General features: G+C 59.9%; 14 protein-coding genes and 1 tRNA gene. 6 read left to right on the top strand and 9 right to left on the bottom strand.

Features of this window, described 5'->3' with window-relative positions; all coding sequences use genetic code 11:
• Positions 1–150: 150 nt before the first annotated feature.
• Positions 151–1,011, top strand: coding sequence for a zinc metalloprotease HtpX (htpX, locus tag GMET_RS05795; protein ID WP_187148478.1), 861 nt, complete (start codon positions 151–153; stop codon positions 1,009–1,011).
• A 74-nt stretch (positions 1,012–1,085) separates the two neighbouring features.
• A complete protein-coding gene (locus GMET_RS05790) occupies positions 1,086–2,021 on the top strand; it encodes a TerC family protein (protein WP_004513420.1) in 936 nt (311 codons plus the stop codon).
• Positions 2,022–2,063: 42 nt separating this feature from the next.
• Here the strand turns inward: GMET_RS05790 and GMET_RS05785 are convergent, their stop codons facing one another.
• Positions 2,064–3,140, bottom strand: a complete 1,077-nt coding sequence (locus GMET_RS05785) for an AI-2E family transporter (RefSeq protein WP_004513419.1) — start codon at positions 3,138–3,140, stop codon at positions 2,064–2,066.
• A gap of 8 nt (positions 3,141–3,148) precedes the next feature.
• Positions 3,149–4,492 (bottom strand): hemolysin family protein, encoded by a 1,344-nt coding sequence (locus tag GMET_RS05780; RefSeq protein ID WP_004513418.1) that lies wholly within the window; start codon positions 4,490–4,492, stop codon positions 3,149–3,151.
• A gap of 143 nt (positions 4,493–4,635) precedes the next feature.
• Between GMET_RS05780 and GMET_RS05775 the strand changes: the two genes are divergently transcribed.
• A complete protein-coding gene (locus GMET_RS05775; RefSeq protein ID WP_004513417.1) occupies positions 4,636–5,073 on the top strand; it encodes an FxLYD domain-containing protein in 438 nt (145 codons plus the stop codon).
• A gap of 5 nt (positions 5,074–5,078) precedes the next feature.
• On the opposite strand, the gene GMET_RS05770 is transcribed toward GMET_RS05775, so the two are convergent.
• Positions 5,079–5,801, bottom strand: a complete 723-nt coding sequence (locus GMET_RS05770; protein WP_004513416.1) for a rhomboid family intramembrane serine protease — start codon at positions 5,799–5,801, stop codon at positions 5,079–5,081.
• A 22-nt stretch (positions 5,802–5,823) separates the two neighbouring features.
• The gene (locus GMET_RS05765; protein ID WP_004513415.1) at positions 5,824–6,627 is read right to left on the bottom strand and encodes a DsbC family protein; all 804 of its coding nucleotides are present in this window, start codon (positions 6,625–6,627) and stop codon (positions 5,824–5,826) included.
• Positions 6,628–6,824: 197 nt separating this feature from the next.
• Between GMET_RS05765 and GMET_RS05760 the strand changes: the two genes are divergently transcribed.
• The 3 genes from GMET_RS05760 to GMET_RS05750 all read left to right on the top strand — a co-directional run bounded on the left by GMET_RS05760 (position 6,825) and on the right by GMET_RS05750 (position 9,091).
• Positions 6,825–6,922, top strand: a tRNA-Sec gene (locus GMET_RS05760).
• Positions 6,923–7,291: 369 nt separating this feature from the next.
• The gene (locus GMET_RS05755; RefSeq protein ID WP_004513414.1) at positions 7,292–7,579 is read left to right on the top strand and encodes a hypothetical protein; all 288 of its coding nucleotides are present in this window, start codon (positions 7,292–7,294) and stop codon (positions 7,577–7,579) included.
• Positions 7,580–7,735: 156 nt separating this feature from the next.
• Positions 7,736–9,091 (top strand): FAD-dependent oxidoreductase, encoded by a 1,356-nt coding sequence (locus GMET_RS05750; RefSeq protein WP_011365774.1) that lies wholly within the window; start codon positions 7,736–7,738, stop codon positions 9,089–9,091.
• Positions 9,092–9,154: 63 nt separating this feature from the next.
• Here GMET_RS05750 and GMET_RS05745 read toward each other — a convergent pair whose 3' ends face one another.
• From GMET_RS05745 to GMET_RS05725, 5 genes are all read right to left on the bottom strand, one after another.
• A complete protein-coding gene (locus GMET_RS05745) occupies positions 9,155–11,545 on the bottom strand; it encodes a hypothetical protein (RefSeq protein ID WP_004513411.1) in 2,391 nt (796 codons plus the stop codon).
• Positions 11,546–11,679: 134 nt separating this feature from the next.
• Positions 11,680–12,261, bottom strand: coding sequence for an eCIS core domain-containing protein (locus GMET_RS05740; RefSeq protein WP_238378983.1), 582 nt, complete (start codon positions 12,259–12,261; stop codon positions 11,680–11,682).
• A 202-nt stretch (positions 12,262–12,463) separates the two neighbouring features.
• A complete protein-coding gene (locus tag GMET_RS05735) occupies positions 12,464–13,426 on the bottom strand; it encodes a hypothetical protein (protein WP_004513409.1) in 963 nt (320 codons plus the stop codon).
• A 66-nt stretch (positions 13,427–13,492) separates the two neighbouring features.
• Positions 13,493–16,555 carry a DUF6519 domain-containing protein gene (locus GMET_RS05730; protein WP_004513408.1) on the bottom strand — a complete coding sequence of 1,021 codons (3,063 nt, stop codon included), beginning with the start codon at positions 16,553–16,555 and terminating at the stop codon, positions 13,493–13,495.
• 65 nt (positions 16,556–16,620) lie between these two features.
• Entirely contained in the window at positions 16,621–17,577 is a 957-nt protein-coding gene (locus tag GMET_RS05725) for an IS110-like element ISGme8 family transposase (RefSeq protein WP_004513407.1), read from the bottom strand.
• Positions 17,578–17,670 lie beyond the last annotated feature (93 nt).

Genomic DNA, 17,670 nt, shown 5'->3' with positions numbered 1-17,670 from the left:
GTCGAAGCATGCAAGACCTTTATCCAAGGCCAATTGACGCCGTGGGTAAAGGTCTTTTTTATTTGCCCCGGCAAAACCCTAAACGCGCCTGCCGCACATCAAAATCCGGGAACAAGGAAACGTCGGCAGCAACGGAGGAATCAAACCATGATGAACCGACTCAAGACCACACTGCTCCTGACCCTTCTCACCCTTCTCATGGTGGCCATGGGAAGCGCCATTGGCGGCAAGTCCGGCATGGTCTTCGCCTTCTTCATGGCCTGCGCCATGAACTTCTTCTCCTACTGGTTCTCGGACAAGATAGTCTTGAAAATGTACGGGGCCAGGGAAATCACCGAGGCGGAGAACCCGGCCTTCTACGGCATGGTGCGGCGTCTGGCTACGTCAGGCGGTCTGCCGATGCCGCGGGTCTACGTGATCCCGAGCGACAGCCCCAACGCCTTTGCCACGGGGCGCAACCCGAACCATGCCGCCGTGGCCGCCACGGAGGGAATCCTCCGCATCCTCTCCTTGGAGGAACTGGAAGGGGTCATGGCCCACGAACTTTCCCACGTAAAGAACCGCGACATCCTTGTCTCCACCATCGCGGCAACCTTCGCGGGGGCCATCTCCATGCTCGGCAACATGCTCCAGTGGGCTGCCATATTCGGCGGCGGGCGCAGCGATGACGACGAGGGGGCCGGCGGCATGATCGGCGGGCTTGCCATGGCGATTATCGCCCCCATAGCCGCGATGCTGATCCAGATGGCGGTCTCCCGCTCCCGCGAGTACCTGGCCGACGAGTCGGGGGCCCGGATCTGCGGTAATCCCCTGGCCCTGGCCAACGCCCTCAAGAAGCTGCAGATGGCATCGCAGATGGTCCCGATGCAACAGGCGACCCCTGCCTCGGCCCACCTTTTCATCGTGAATCCGCTCACGGGCGGTGCGCTCCTCAACCTCTTCTCCACCCATCCCCCCATGGAGGAGCGGATCGCACGACTGGAGCAGATGGCTTACAACAGAACCTTCTGACGCACTTCCCCGTGGGGACGGTAACGGGCCGTCCCCGCCTCCTCTACCACGACTACCATCCACGGAGAATTTACATGTCACTGCAAACCATGATGTGGCTCGGATTCGGGGCGATCATCCTCGTGATGTTCGTCATCGACCTGGGAGTTTTCAGCCGCAAGAGCCACGAGATCAGATTCCGCGAGGCCCTCACCTGGACCATCGTCTGGGTTTCCCTGGCATTGGCCTTCAACGTCTGGATCTATTTCGAGATGGGTTCCACGAAGGCGCTGGAGTTCTTCACCGGCTACCTGATCGAGCAGTCCCTGTCGGTGGATAACCTCTTCGTTTTCATCATGATTTTCTCCTACTTCCACATCACGAAGGTCCACCAGCCCAAGATACTGAAATGGGGGATCATCGGTGCGCTCATAATGCGGGCCATCTTCATCATGACCGGCATCGAACTGATCGAGCGGTTTCACTGGATCATCTACCTCTTCGGTGGGATTCTCGTAGTGACGGGCTTCAAGATGGCCTTTGGGGGGGACGAAAAGATCGATCCGGAGAAAAACTTCCTTATCCGGCTCGTACGGAAGTTTGTGCCAGTCACCAAGCGAGTCCGTGATGACCGTTTTTTCATCAACAAGGGGGGAATCCGGGCGGCCACGCCGCTTTTTCTGACCCTGGTCATGATCGAGTCCAGCGACCTGATCTTTGCCGTCGACTCGATTCCCGCTGTCCTGGCGGTAAGCCATGACCCCTTCATCGTCTACACATCAAACGTGTTCGCGATCATGGGCTTGCGGTCCCTCTACTATCTCCTCTCCAACGTCATGGAGATGTTCGTCTACCTCAAGTTGGGCGTTTCCATCATCCTGGTCTACGTGGGGGCGAAGATGCTCTTGGTGGATGTCTACCAGATTCCCATCATTTTCTCTCTCGGCACCATCGTGGGAGTGCTCGCCATCTCCATCCTCATCTCGGTCACCATCGGCAACCGCCGGGCCAAAGCGGCGCATCGGGCCTGATATCGACACTTCACCGGAAGGCGTCCATACCGTAGGGGCAATTCATGAATTGCCCCTACCCTCCCCCGTTTCCACCTCATCCCGATACATCTCGAACAGTGCCAGGAAAAGCGCCAGCACGATGGGGCCAGCCACCGCGCCCAGAAGCCCGAAAGAGGCCAATCCGCCGAGGCCGCCGATGGCAATGACCAGGACTGGCAGCTTTGCCCTGCCGCTGATGAAGAAGGGCCTGATCACGTTGTCGATGGAACTCACCGCAACGAATCCCCAGATAATGAGCCCGATTCCCTTCACGACCTCGCCGTTTGCCAGGAGGTAGATGGCGGCGGGAAGCCAGATGAGCCCCGTCCCCACCACCGGAATGAGGGCGCAGACCGCCATGATGGCCCCGAAAAGAAGCGGCGAAGGGAGCCCCGCCGCCCAAAACCCGATGCCGCCGAGAGCACCCTGAACGAGGCAGGTGAGAAAGACGCCATACATGACCGCCTTCAGAACGCGGCGAACCGTATCGGTGAGGATCTGCTTGTTGGCTTCCGTGAGGGGGATGACGGCAAGGGCATGGCGCTGGACCCGCTCGCCGTCACGGTAGATGAAAAAGAGGGTAATCACCATCAGGAGCAGCTTGATGCTGAAGATAAAGACGTTCTTGACGATCTCCTTGGAGTAGTTGAGCACCCTTGCCGCCACTTCCTTCATTTCGGGGAGGAACCGGGTGTCGATCTCAAAGCCGAGTGGGCCGGTGTAAGCCTCGATGCGCGCGATCCACGGCTTGACAACGGGATGATTCTGGATGCTCATCACCAGGGATTCGCCCCCATCGGCGGCAATCTTTTCGAGGAAACCGTAGGCGACGGCTGCCTCCTGAACGAGAAAAAAGGTAAGCCCCACAAAGGGTACGACGAGAGTGAGAACCGTGGCAGGAGTCATGAGTCCAGCGGCAAGCGTGTCCCGTGCGCCGAGCCCCGCACGCAGTCGACGATAAATGGGGAAGGTAAGTATGCCGATCACGGCAGCCCAGCCGAGGGAGTTCAGAAACGGTGACACAATGGCATAGACCACGTAACCGAGAATCGCACAAAAGGAAAATGCCACCAGCGCGTAGAAGTGTCCTCTATCCATCCTTGACCTCAGACCTTCACATCCCCGTCTTCTTCGTGACCTGAATCCGACGGTACCGTTTCCACGATCCGGACCTTGACAACGGCGGTCTTTTTCACCTCCTCGCAGATGAGGGTAAATCGGTCCCACTCAACGCGCTCCCCCTTTTCCGGGAAACGGCCAAGCCGATCGAGAATGAGCCCTGCCAGGGTATCATAGGGGATATCGTCCCCAAGCTTTATTTCCAGATGCTCCGCAAGGTCGCTGATGGAGACGAGGGCGTCCACCAGGAGGCTGCCGTCTGGAAGCCGCTGGATGCTCCCCGGCTCGCCGATGTCGTGCTCATCCTCGATCTCACCCACGAGTTCCTCCAGAAGATCCTCCGTCGTGGCAAGGCCGCTGATGCCGCCGTATTCGTCCACCACGAGGGCCATGTGAATCCGCTTGCGTTGCATTTCCTTCAGCAGCTCATTGACCTTCTTTCCCTCAGGGACATAAAACGGCGGACGAATGATCGACTTGATGTCGAAGGCAGGGTCAGTCACTATTCCCCCGAGAAGATCCTTTCCGTGGATAAAACCAGTTACGTTCTCGATGCTCTCCCGGTAGACGGGATAGCGGGAATACTTGTTTTCGAGCACCGTGTTGACCAGTTCGTCTCGCGAAAGTCCCAGATCAAGGGCGACAACGCGGGTACGGGGCACCATCACCTCCCGGACACAGGTGTGGGTAAAATCAAAGATATTGCGGATGAACTCCTGCTCGGTGGAACTGAATACACCCGCCTCGTGACCTTCCGCCACGATATGCTGGACCTCCTCGGGGGTGACGAAGGCCTGATCTCCTTCTGCCTTGATCCCCAGCACGGCGAGGACAGCCCGATTGGAGAGGGTGAGGAAACTTACCACCACCCCGGTGACGCGAGCCATGAAATTGATCGGCTTGGCCACATGGAGGGCCATCCGGTCCGCGTACTGAAGCCCGACGGTCTTGGGGACCAACTCGCCGAAAATGAGGGAAAAGTAGGAGATCAGGACCACCACGATGCCGATGGAAAGCGGTTCGGCGGCATTATGGAAAAACTTGATGGAACTCCCCTCCAGGAGGGGTTTCAGGTAACGGACCGCCGTGGCGCCGCCGACGGCCGAGGCAAGGGAGCCCACCAGCGTGACCCCGATCTGGACGGTGGCGAGAAACCGGTGCGGATCGTCTTGAAGTTGTTCGACGATCTTCGCCTTCGGGTCGCCGGCGGCGACCAGTTGCGCGATCCTGCTCTTGCGGGCAGAAATGATGGCAAGCTCTGAACCGGCAAAAAAACCGTTACCAAGGATAAGAAGGAATATGACGGCCAACTCGCCTAAAACCGACTCCAAACAGTACCTCCACAGGGCAAGTGCACAGCACGGGACCAGCGCACAATTAAATAGTTGAATAGTAGCATAATTTTGGCATAGTGAAACCGCACCCCGCGCTCCAAAACGCGCAGGGACAGTTCAGCATCAAAAGAGGTGCCTCCTTGGAATTTCGCCTCATTGCCCTAACGGCGTTGTTCGTCCTCGTGGCCGGGTGCGCTGCCGGTGATCGGTCAATGATGGCCACCCGCCCGTATCCCCACAGTCACTCATTCTACGATCTTCTGGTCTCCTGGGAGACGACCGGCAACAGGGGAAGCGTCACCATCGACGGCACCCTGAAAAATCAGAGTTACTACTACCTGAGCGATCCGGAAATCACGGCGACGCTTCTTGACGCCAACGGGAAAATCATCGGCGAAGGCACGTTCCTTTTCTTTCCGCACCAGTTCTCCCTGGATGAAATCGCCCCCTTCACCATCCGGATTCCCCTAAAGGAAGGAGAGGTTCCGAAAAGGATCAGGTTCACCTACCGCTACCGCCTCGCCGAGGAGGGGATGGCTGGCTCTCTTCGTTTCAACAGTTTCGAGGCGACACCGTAATCGCCCTAAAGACGGCCATAGCCACCGCGCCTTCCCATCCTCGCAAGCAAGACAAAGGTCACGCCGGCCACGAACCCGCCGATGTGGGCAAAATAGGCGACCCCTCCCCGCAGCAACTCCCCTCCCCCCAGCCAGGTGGCATTCAGAAACTGGATAAGCACCCAGTAACCGATAATGATGAACGCCGGCACTTCCAGGAACGTAAAAAAGAACAGGATCGGCACCAGGGTCAGAATCCGCGCCTTGGGAAAGAGGAGAAGATAGGCCCCCATGACCCCTGCCACGGCGCCGCTCGCCCCCACCATCGGAATATCCGAGCCAGGCGCGCTCATGACCTGTGCCAGGGCAGCTACCGCTCCGCAGGTGAAATAAAAGAGGATAAACCGTCCACGTCCCAGAACGTCTTCAACATTGTTGCCGAAGATCCAGAGGTAAAGCATATTTGAGCCGATGTGAAGCCAGTTGCCGTGGAGGAACATGGAGCTGAACACGGTGGGCCAGGCAAGGAGGGGGTGGGAGGTGAGGGCCGCCGGAACGAGGGCAAAGTCGGCGGAGAGCCCGCCGACAAACTGCCTCGTCCTGATCAGCCCCCGTGAGGTTTCAATGATCAGAGGCTCGTAATGACCGGAAATGCGGTCAAGGATGAAAACGATGACATTCAGAACGATAAAAGCGACGCTCACCAAGGGAAAGCGTCGCGTCGGATTATAGTCCTTTATCGGGATCACTGATGGTTAACCTGCTCCCCGGTCACTTCCCCTGCTCATCATCGCACACCTTCGGCTCACCTGGAGCAGTTCCTTGCCGGAGGTTGCACTTGCCGATGATCTTTTCGATAAGCGGGATATTCGCGCCATTCACAAAAGTACCGTCTACCCAGAAGGCAGGGGTCGACTGGATGCCGAGCTTTGCCACCACCGCCTTGTGCGCGGAGAGCAACCCCTTGTCGTCATAGGGCTTGTTCAGCTTCTCGCGGTTATTGTCGAGTTCCCCCGAATAGACCTCCCAGAGGGCTTGTTCCTTATTGTCGGCCGCCAGGATATAGCGGGCCTTCTTTTCAGCATCCTTATGCATCGCAAGGGGGAGGAAGAAAACATAACGCGTCACATCGGGACGGTTTCCCCAGTACTCATGCATCTTGCGGCAGAAGGGGCAGTCGGGGTCGGTGATCTCGATGACCACATGCTTGCCGTTCCCCACCTTCACCGCCTTCTCTTTGTCGGCCTCGGTAATGAGCTTATAGCGCTCGGCAGTGAGGCGGGTGCGAGCCTCGGCCGTCAGGTTTTTCCCCTCCCGCGTAAAAATGTCACCCACAAACACGTGACCGGTCTTCACGTTGACATAGAGAATATTCCCGTCAGCCACAACCTCATAGAACCCGTCGATATCGGTTTTTTTCACCGCGGTGGCGGGAAGCTTCGGAAAGAGCCGTTTTACGGCCGCCTCAGGGGTTTCCCCCTTGGCTTGTTCTTTCGGCGCCGCAAAGGCAGTCGGTGCAGCGAGGCACGCTGTCAGGGAAAGTGCCCCCACGAATCGTAACAGTTGAAGTCGCATAGATCCTCCGAAAGAATTTCTGGGTAATTTCGCAACCATATCCTTCAGGCAAATTGATACCATTTAATACCATATTCATCAAGTTACATCTGTGCCGATAGGGCCGGATGTTCAGGTAAGGATGTTATGTCGACAATAATTTGGGGGTTGTCTTGCAAGATGAAATATCCTATTTTGGCAGTAACGATAACGCTTATGGAAGCACGTCCGTCGCTGGTGGGCGGCCCAGTCTTCAAAACTGGTGGGGGGGATGAGAAATCTCCTCGGTGGGTTCGATTCCCATGTGCTTCCGCCAGTCAAACATAAGGTCTTGAAAAACTGAACTTAAAAGACCTTTTCACTCACAGACTCTCTTCTGGTACACCGGAAGGGAGTTTTTTGTGGTCAGACCCCACCGGAAACTTCAAGATTTACTGGTCGAGCTTGGGACACTTGAGAAGACCTTTGCTCATCTGAGGATTACAAGGAGCCGGCCAACATCCACGCGAACGCGATAGCTTAGACCTTTCCAGTAATGCAGTGGAATTACTCAATACAGCTGGTAGAATCTCTGGTACATGGACGTAATGCGGGAGTGTTCCCGCCATACGCGGCAGAGTCTGGTCCCAAATGGCTAACGCGCCGGTATGAAGTCGGCTTTCAGACTGATGCGGAGGGTGCTGTCATGGACGAGCGAAAAGAGTACGTGGAAAAACTCTCGGCACAAATCGTCGAATGGGATGCACAGATCGATCGGCTCAAGGACAAGGCGGAAAGTGCCACGCCCGAGGAGAGGTTTGACTATCACAACACGATCACGGCATTGCAGCTCAAGCGGGATGAAGCCGCGGAAAAACTGCAGGGTATATCTGCCGCCACCGATGATGAGTGGGAAGACCTCAAAACGGGAACGGAGCAGATCTGGGGCGAGGTCAAATCCATTTTGTGCGACGCTATCAAAAAGGTTACGTGAGCACAGCCCTGAACCGCCCCGCTAAGCAAGACCGGTTTTGACGGGGACATGGGGCATGCCGCATGACTGCAGTTTCCCATTTCATAGGGATTGATCAATTTCAGTTCCACACAGGTCTTGCCATCAAACTGTATTGATCTGGAGAGGATACGAATCATGGCCAAGGAAAAACTCGTTGTCATCGGCGGAGATGCCGCGGGGATGAGCGCCGCATCCCAGGCGAAGCGCCGCCGGCCCGAACTGGAGATCGTCGTTTTCGAGCGAAGCCCCCACACGTCCTTTTCCGCGTGAGGGATTCCCTACTACGTCGGCCGGGTTGTCGACAAGGAAGAAAAGCTCGTTATCCGTTCCCCGGAAAAGTTCCGGGAGAAATATGGAATCGATGCAAGGGCCCTGCATGAGGTAGTGGAAATCGACGCGGCACAGGGAAAGGTGCGGGTGCGCGATCTGCAGCGCGGCGGGTCGGCGTGGGAGTCCTACGACCAGCTTCTGATCGCCACCGGCGCGGTCCCCCTCTGCCCGGACCTTCCCGGCTCCGATGCCGTTGACATCTGCGGGGTGAACACCCTTGAAAGTGGCCTGGAGATCCGCAGGCGTCTCGACAAGGGGGGGATGAAAAAGGGAGTTGTCGTCGGGGGCGGGTACATCGGCCTGGAGATGGCGGAAGCGTTGGTACGGCATGGCCTTGAGGTTTCCCTCGTCAACAGGGCACCGCAGGTCATGGGAACCCTCGACTACGACATGGGGGCCATGGTCTCACAGGCCCTGCGCGATGTGGGGGTCAGCCTTTATCTGGAGGAGACTCTCACCGCGTTCGAGACAAAGGGGGGGAAAGTGACCGGGGTGGTCACGGACAGGCGCACCCTGCCGGCTGACATCGTGATCCTCGGCCTGGGGGTGCGCCCTAACACGGCCCTTGCCTCGGCTGCCGGCATCCCCCTCGGGGAGAAGGGGTCGATCAGGGTGAACGAACGGATGCAGACCGGCGTTGCCGGTATCTGGGCGGCAGGGGATTGCGCCGAATCGTTCCATCTGGTGAGCCGCAAACCCGTCCATATCGCCCTCGGCACCGTCGCCAACCGGCACGGAAGGGTCGCGGGGATCAACCTGGGGGGCGGCTATGCCACGTTTCCCGGGGTCGTGGGGACAGCGGTCACAAAAATATGCCAGGTGGAGGTCGCACGGACCGGCCTCCAGGAAGAGGAACTCAGGGAACTGGGGATTGAGTGGATCAGCGCCGTCATTAAGAGCCGCACCAGGGCCGGCTACTTTCCCGGCGCAGGGGGAATAACCGTAAAGGTGTTGGCGGAACGGGGGAGCGGCCGCCTGCTGGGAGGGCAGATCGTCGGGATGGAAGGCTCGGCCAAGCGGATAGATACCCTGGCGACCGCCCTTCATGCCGGTTTTACGGTGGAGGAGATGATCAACCTGGACCTGGGCTATGCCCCCCCGTTCTCACCGGTCTGGGACCCGGTCGTAATCGCTGCCCGTGAGGTTGCAAAGGAACTTTAGGAGGAATCGGGGTCGCCGCCTCAAGGAAGGGGGGCCATGCCGATGCCAGACCCGATGGAGAGATCAGTCAATGGGCCATAGGAAGCTATCCTCCGGGGCAAAGGGTGGTTCCACGGCAGCCCCGTTGAGAAGTTCACTGAGATAGCGCCAGAACCACGCCGTTACCCATCCACCCAGATCGAGCCGCTGGTAAGGACTTACCCGTGCTCCCTTCGCGAGCACTTCAGGATGCTCAGCCAAATACGTGGAAATCTCCACCTGCAAGACAATAAGCTTTCCCCGCCCATTCTCGACCTTCTGAAACGCGACGTCCAGGGCCTGCCGGTAGGGAGCGATCGTTTTCTGGTACTCGTTCTCGGCTTCGGCCTGCCCCGTCCCGCCGGCGGCAGCCTGGAGGCGGGCATGGGCCTTGCGGATCGCATCCCGGTGCTTAAGCCAGATGCCGCGCCCCTCCGCGTTCCAGAACGGCACATAGGTTTCATTGAACCATTCTTTATACATTTTGAGGAGTTCCAGATACTTGAGATCGAACTGGTAGTGGGGGGAGCCGGGGTTGCCGATGGCGGCGCTGAAGAGTTCGGCGGGGGCGACTCGCCTGGTGTAGAGCTTCCAGAGCTGATCCTTTATCTCCGCGGGCTTCCCCTTGGGGGGTGGAAGGTCGATAATACGGAACGGGATGTCCACGTTGGGGACGAACTGCGAGGCGGAAACCTCTCCCAGGAACTGCCGCTCGTCAAGGGGGGCGGGCTTGCGCGGGTCCCCCATCGCGTCGGTTTCCCGCCACTGCTTTCGCAGATCGGCCATTTCGGCTTGGCTCACGGGGATGAACTGGTCGTTGTGGACCACATACGCCGGGAGCCCCGTCCCGGTAATCACGAGCCCCACGTGGAGCGGGAGGCGCACGAACCGGAACTCCAGATCAAGCTCAGTGCGGACCAGGGAAAGGATATAGGCGATCCGGATGGCGTAGACCCCGCAGTCGTGGATGAGCTGGCCGGTCAGCGCCCGGGGGAAGGTGCGGTTCAGGTAGTTGACGCCGAAATCCTCGATGTTGTAAGGGGTGTGGGTGGTGAAGGCGAGGAGGTAGAACCTCAGCAGATCGATCACCTTGGCAAAGGCCTTCTCCCGTCCCACCTGTGGCTCCAGTGCCCGGAACTTGGCCAGGAGGAAGGTGCGCCAGTCGTCGTTATTGTGGAGCCGCATCCTCCCCTTAAGGGACTGCTCGATGAGCTCCCGGTTCTCCTTCGCCTCGGCCGTCACGGCGCCGGTTTTGTCGCGGGCCTCGCCGTAGAGGAGCTCCAGCACTTCGATCTGCTTGCGCCGAACCTGGAGTATGCGTCCAAGAGGAAGTTCCTTCTCCTCAGCAAAGGTCCCCCCCATCTCCCTTTCGTAGTATTCGATGCCGATGCTCCGTTTTTCCGCAGCCTTTCCCTCCAGAAAGATATCGAGGTGCCGCCCCTTCTTCTCACTGAACACTGACTTGGTGACTTCCACGCGGAGGCCGGGAATTCTCTTCCCTTCCTCCATTTTTCCCTCAGGCATCACCACGCCCTGGAGCCGCGCAAGCCGTTCCTTTGCTTCACCCAGCCGCCCCCCTTTCCCCTTCTCCAGGTCGGCCACGGCTAGGTCGAGGACGGCCTGGAAGGCCTTCTGGGTGCCGGTTGCCGCGGCCTTCATCAGTTCCACCAGCTGCCCGTAATACCCGGACAGGGTATGCCTGATGCTCGGCATGAGGGACCCTCCGAAAGTCGCGATCTCGGCATTGTTCCGGGCGTCCTCCTTGACGGCGTCCATGTCCAGGGCGGCATACCGGTCGCGGAGCCACCGCAGCGCTTCGATGAACCCGTCCAGCGCCCCGAGGGCCCCATCGGCGCCGGCCGATTCCAGGAATGCCGTTGCCCGCTCCACGACGGTTTCCGCCAGATACGCTTCTTCGGCATATTTTCGCCACGGCGAGGTGTATGTCTGTTCCTTCTTTTTGCGCCCCAGAAACCACTCCTGGAGCTTGAGCGCCTCCCCGTGGCGTCCCTGCACGGCCATCCGGGCCACCAACTCCCGGAAAACCGTATCGAAAATGACATAGGGGGCATTGACCGGAGGATCTTCCTTGATGAACTCCGGCACCTGACTGGCAATCTCCTTGGCGTCGCCCGCGTCGACGGCCTCGCACAGGTCCTTCAGTTTATTGAAAAACCGGAGGCGCTCGGGAAAGAGGTTTATCCCCCCCGACTCCGAAACGCTCTTCTCTTCGCCGGCGATCTCGTCAAGCACCAACTGGTAGAAGACGGTCTTTTTTGCGGCGGTCTTTTTCCGCAGGACCATCCCTTGCCGCAGATCGCCCCGAAGGATCAACCGCACCTGTTTGGACGAAGCCCCTTGGGGCAAGGATGCTCCAGACGCGGGATGCTGGTTTCGCAGACCGGTGCGGTTCGGTTTTCGGAGAAAGACTTTCATAGGGCGTCCTTGATTCAGGGCGAAGAGGGAACGGTTGCGGTGCGGACCAGAAAGAGCTCCACCCGGCGGTTCAGGGTCCGGCCGAATTTCATGCCTCGCGTACCTCGCCAGGGAGTGAAGGCATCGGCTTAAACTCAGGAGGCGGAGTCTCCATCTCTTCTACCCTCAGGCTCCTGGTCATCCTGGCCGCCCCGTTGAATCACCGTTCTCCCGTTCTGCTGAACCGTATGAACCAGTTCATGGGCCAACAACTGCCGGCCCACTGGGGTATCAGGTGCATAGTGACCTGCCCCGAACACGATGTCCTGCCCAAACGTGAAGGCCAGGGCGTTCAGCGACCGGACCATCTCTTCGGCCGCTGAACCCGTATGGATCCGCACCTGGCTGAAATCGGCGCCGAAGCGGGGCTCGAAGAAAGCCCTCTCCCCTTCGCCAAGGGGAACCCCGCCCCCCTCCAAGGCACGTATTCGCTCATCCAATTCGCCAGAAAGTGGAACTTCTCCATCACCGTCCGCTTTGAGACTGACGAGCTTTTCCTCTTCCTCCTCGGAGAGTTCGCCGGCAATCGGTGCGGCCTCACCGGCAGATTTTGCCTGGACAGCGTCATCCTCGCGGCCGGTAAGCCCGGAAAAAACCGTCCCGTCGGGCATCCGCATCACCGCGTCCGCCACGTGGTCGGCCTCGCGCTCGTAGACATCGTTGGGTGTACCGACCACCAGTCTGGGCTGAATTTTGGTGCTGCGAATAATCTGTTGAACCTCCAGCCGATTCTTACCTGGTGACCCATAGAGAGAAACCTCTGAAACTGGCGTCCGTCGGACGGGCCCAGGGCTGGTTTTCAGTTTGTCGGCGAAAGTTTTCATGTTCGCCTCCCTATTCTCCACATACTGAGGTAGCCTGCGCCATCGCCATTTCTGTTCAGGGACCGCAGGGAGAACTCACGCCGCGCCCCAGGACCGACTGGACAACGGCGAACACCCGCCGGCATCGCTCGGCATAGGCCCGCCGCTCATCATCGGAAAGGGCGCCCCACAGGGCGGGGGCGCGGAGCTGCCGCCACCAGCCGACCGCCTCGTCCCAGGTGTGGCGAAACGGCTCCCGCTGGCCTGCCAGCCCCGTCGCACGGCTGTTTTCGATATCCGCGAAAAAGGCATCCACCTCAAGGCGAACCCTCCCCATGGCCGTTGCTTCGGCGGGGCGCTGCCACTGGGTCGCGTGCCGGTATTCGTGGGTGATTGCGGTGTAGAGACGGACCACCAGCTCTCTGACAAGGTCTCGATTGGATGGGTCGATGAGGGGGCCGAAGGCAGTCGGGCCGATGAGCACCAGCGGCAGCGGGTCGGGGTTGAGCTGTGTTCGGGGATGCACGGTTATGCCGTTTCGGGGCTCACTCCGCTGTTCTGCTGGAAGCTGCTGCATTGCCCGCTGCCAGAGATCACTGTCATAGACCGGTCGGCCGCGCACCATTATGCTGAAATCGGTCCCTTTGCGCTGTCGGTCGGAGACTATTGCATCCACCATCTGCTGTCGCAACTGGTCGGAACGGGCCATCGGCATGTACGATTCCAGGTCGTTTACCGTGGCTTCCTCCAGGTCGGGGACAAGACGTGAGGGTCTGCCGGGGGTGCGTTGCAGTCGCTTCTCCGGCGTCCGGAGGCACTGGCGAATGCCTGCCGAATTTTCGCGACAGGTTTCGACGGTGGAGGGAGAACCCGCTTCCTTCCCGTCATTGAGTTGATCATAGTCACCGGCCTGGATTGCCCCGGCACGAACGATCCGGCGAACTGCCGCATCCGGAGTCAAATGGATTCCGGAAAGCGCGGCATTGTTCCGGCCAACAAGAGGGCTCGTGGCGGTTGTATGAATACGGATCATTCCCATTGGGATCTCCATCCGATGGCAAGAGTTATCACAGCTCCGTTCGGTGCACCTTCAGCCCCTCACCTCCTACCCCGCGATGGTTATCCCCAGGTTGGCAGCCTGCTGGGAGCGCCCCTTGGGCGTGACGTTCATGATGACCGCCTCCCCCTCGCTCCGGTTGCCGACATAGATGGCGGAACTCCCCATGACCACGGCGGCGTGGCTCCCCTCTATCTCGAAGACCGTCGAGGAGAGGCTGGTGTTCAGGAACGCCATCTGGTTCCCCTCGTGCAGCAGCGTCAGGTCGCCCAACAGGGCGGAGGAGAAGAGAGACGGGATCGTCCCGTCACCGCCGGCGACGATCTCCTGGATCCGCTGTTGGATGGCGGTGCTGACATCGATCCGGGTCATGCGGCACCCCGTGGCCCGGAAGGTGGTACCGGCCCCGCCGAACGTTGCCTTCCCCTGTTTCACCAGCGCATCGAGCCCCTTTACCATGCCCGCGGGGAGAGGATCTGCCGGATGGGTGCCGTAGAGGGTGACGATACCGAGGATATCGCACTCCCCGAGGGTCATGTCGGCGGCGGCATCGTCCACCACCAGGGCAACGGCGGGATGCTCCCGGATCGCCTCCACGCGGATATTCCCGAGCACCCCGGCCAACTGGACCGGGCTCACGGTGGTCTGGTTCAGAAGGACAACCAATTCCTCGTAACTCTGACGTTCCCGGGCCGAAAGGGCCGAGCCCAGTTCCTGCACCCGTTGGCCGATGGCCGTCGCCAGCTTCCGGCGCTCCGCAGCCGAAAGGGCGGCCACTACCTGGGCCACAGGGAGCACCTTACTGTTGAAGAAGGTCAGGTCGGGCACTTGGTAGAGGTCAAAGAGCGTCGGGTTGATGTCAAACAGCTTGGAGGGCCTGGCGAGGCTGGCGGGATTGGATGCCTCCAGCATGAGGCCGTGCATGGCCGCGGAGCGGACGTTATTGAACCCCACGAGGAAGCCGTCGGTGACGACCCCGTGGACCTCCACCCCCTTCAGGGAGACATCACCGCAACGGTCAAAGACCAGCGCCCCGGTCGGGGCGTCGCGGGTGATGACCAGCATGTCCGAGAGGCAGACCGCCGAGAAAGCTCTGAAGCGGATTGGCCCGTTCAAGAGATGGAGCCGCGTGCCATGGCCGCACCCCGACAGGCAGATGGTAACGCCGTCGACCTTCGGTTCGACGAGCTGGCCGGGAAACTCGTGATCCCCAGCCAGGAGACAGAGACAGATATCGCGCACTCCCTTGTCGATAAGGGTCTTGAGGGCCTCCTCCAGGGTGGCGAAGAGCCCCCCATCCTTCCCGACAGTGATCCGGCACCCCCCGCCGCCACCGGCGGGGCGGGCGCAGAGAGCGTCGAGGGCCTCCTGCACCGTGTCGATCCCCGGCTGGTTGAGATAGGTGCAGGAGCCCCCCGGCGTGTAGGCGATCTGCCCCGCGGTGACGTTGCAGAGGAGCTTCAGGGCGTCCTCCACGGTGGCAACGGTCTGTCCCTGGTAGATGCTCGTGTCGCACGGCTTGGCAAAGCCGATCTGCCCTGCAGTAACATTGCAAAGGAGTTTCAAGGCATCCTCCACCGTGGCGATGGTGCTCCCCTTGTAGACGCTTGTATCGCAGGGTTTTGCGAACCCCACGTGAGAGGCCTGGATCTCGCAGATCTTGTCGAGGGCCTCTTTCACGGTACCGACAAAACCGGCGTAGAGCCCCTTGGTGCAGTCGGCGGTGTAGGCGATATGCTCGGCGGCCAGCTGGCAGAGGCGGTTCAGGGCCTTTTCCACGTTGTCGTGGCTGGCGTCGAAGAGGCCGCTGGAGCAAGTGGTCACGTACCCAACATCGTTGGCATGGAGGTCGGTGAGTGGCGGAAAGGCGTGGCGCCGCTTGTCGGCGTCGTTCTCGAAGGGAACCACCGTCCCGTCGGCCTGAACCCGAGCCAGCCGCAGGTAGTGGTGGACGATCCCCCGGGGCTCGGCGCCGGTCAGCACCGCATCGCCCGGATCGAGGACCGCCTCCCGGACCGTGCCGAGCCAGAAATCGCCCGCCACGAAGGTCTTGCCCGTGAGGTCGAGGGTGAGCTGCAGCGCCTCCAGGTTTATCTGGACGCTGGAACCGAGGGTCACGTGGCCCGGGGCCGTGGGTAAACCGCTCGTGGTGAGGGTCACCCCCTTGTCGACACCGGCCGCCAAGGACCAGACACCGCCCGCCCGGGTCAGTTCGCAGAAGCCGTCCCAACGTCGGACCAACTCCTTGGGAGGAGCCATGGGAATCTCGTAGGCAGTCGTGATGGCGCCATGGGTGGGCGTGAACCCCGTCCCCAGGAATACCCCCAGGTGCTTCTCGGTGGTGAGGTTATGGAACTCATAGACGTAGTTGGAGGCCACGAAGCCCGGAGGCATCTTCTCCACGGAAAGGGCCTCGTACTGCTCGGCCCCGTTCTCGCTGGACCACTTGAGGATGAGGCGGGTGGGGTTTGCGGCCGTCCCCTCAACGGCGTGGACCTCCAGCCGGAAGAGGTAGCTCCCGACCCGCCCCGTGCCGGCGGCGATGAGGCCGGCGCAGGGGTCGCAGGGGTCCCCCGCCTCCAGGTTCGCGTGGAGGGCAAGGGAGAGGGTGGCGTTCCCGCGTTTCGGGATTCCCGTCTCGGGGTTCGCCGCCTCGGGGCAGGTCTTCACCTGGAGCATGGTCTGGGTGCGGGTGCAGGTGTCGGCCCCGTGGAGCCCCGGATCCCGCAGCGCGCCGTCCTCCAGGGAGGTGACGACCCGGTCCCAGACGTCGGCATAGACGATGTAGGGCCCCGTGGCAGGGAGCGCCGGGTAGCCCGGCAGGTCGGGCTGGGCACTGGCCAGAAGCGGCGCGCTCCCCGGCAGTTCCGCCCGGATGCCGTCCACGTAGAGGTCGCCGGGCAGGATCTTCCTGTCGGCCGTGATGGCGACGGCGCCGGTTCGGGGCGAGCCGTTCCCTACCACATCAGCGAGGGCCTGGAGGAGCTGCTCCCGGCAGACGGCCACCAGCTCGTTCCAGTCGGCGTCGGTGATCACCCGCCCCTGCTGCTGGTGGACGCCGGTATAGCGTTTGTCCGGCTGGAAACTGTCGCGTGAGATCTGAGTTTTCATGGGCTACCCCTGGATATGAAAGTCGATTGGAATAACACGGAGCAACCGTGTTCTCAGTCAACAAATTAGTGCAGAAGTGGAGTGAATTTCGAGTGATCCCACTTCTGGTTGTTTTTCACCATGGCATTGAGGATGGTGAGTAGTTTTCGCATGCAAGCGGTGATCGCGACTTTGTGAAGTTTTCCGGCGCTTGTAAGGCGTTGATAGAAGGCTTTTATAACCGGGTTAAACCTGGCGGCACACAATGTTGCCATGTACAGGACAGAACGCACGGTTGCTCTGCCACCGGAGATTGCGCGCTTTCCACGGAATTTGCCACTGTCCCGATTATAGGGGCATACTCCGACCAGAGCGCCAAGCTGCTGTCGGGAAATGGTCCCCAGCTCCGGAAGTGCTGCCAGTATGGTGGCCGCAGTCACAGGGCCGATGCCCTTGACACTGGTAAGGATTTCTTCTTTTGCCTTCCAGGATTCGCTGGACTGAATAAGAGTTGAGATGTCTTTATCAACGTCATCGATCTGCTGTGTCAGCCAGGCAATATGGGTCATGATGCCTTTGCGGACCGTAGGTGCAGCGGAAATCACGCGATTTTTTTCCGCCACAAGCATCTCGACCAACTGCCGGCGGCGGGCCAGCAGTGCTGCTAGATTTTGGCTTGTCTCGTCCTTGAGCGGCCTGATTTCAGGCTTGATGGCTTGGGCAAATCGGGCAATGATCTTGGCATCAAGAATATCGGTTTTCGCCAGCAGCCCGCATGCTTTGGCAAAGTTTCTGACCTGCCGAGGATTAACCACGACCACTGGCAGACCCGCTGCTGATAAGGTGCTGACAGCTAGCATCTCTAGGCCGCCGGTGGCTTCGAGAACAATCCGACAAGGGGCGTTCGTAATGAGCCACGTCGTCAGCTCAGCACAACCGGCATCATCGTTAGTCACCCTTTTCTGGTCACCAGTTGGCATGAGGTAGACATCAAGATGCTCTTTACTAACGTCGACTCCAACAACTGCATCATTGGGTTCCATATTCTCTCCAGTCCCTTTCTTGCGAAAATTCGGGCTCGTTTCGGCCCAAGCAACCGTTCGGGTTGAGGAAAGATGGACACGACGCATTACGCT

It is taken from the genome of Geobacter metallireducens GS-15 (genome assembly GCF_000012925.1).
Lineage (GTDB): Bacteria > Desulfobacterota > Desulfuromonadia > Geobacterales > Geobacteraceae > Geobacter > Geobacter metallireducens.
The sequence above is the reverse complement of the archived record's forward strand: the minus strand, read 5'-3'. Positions and strand labels throughout refer to the sequence as shown.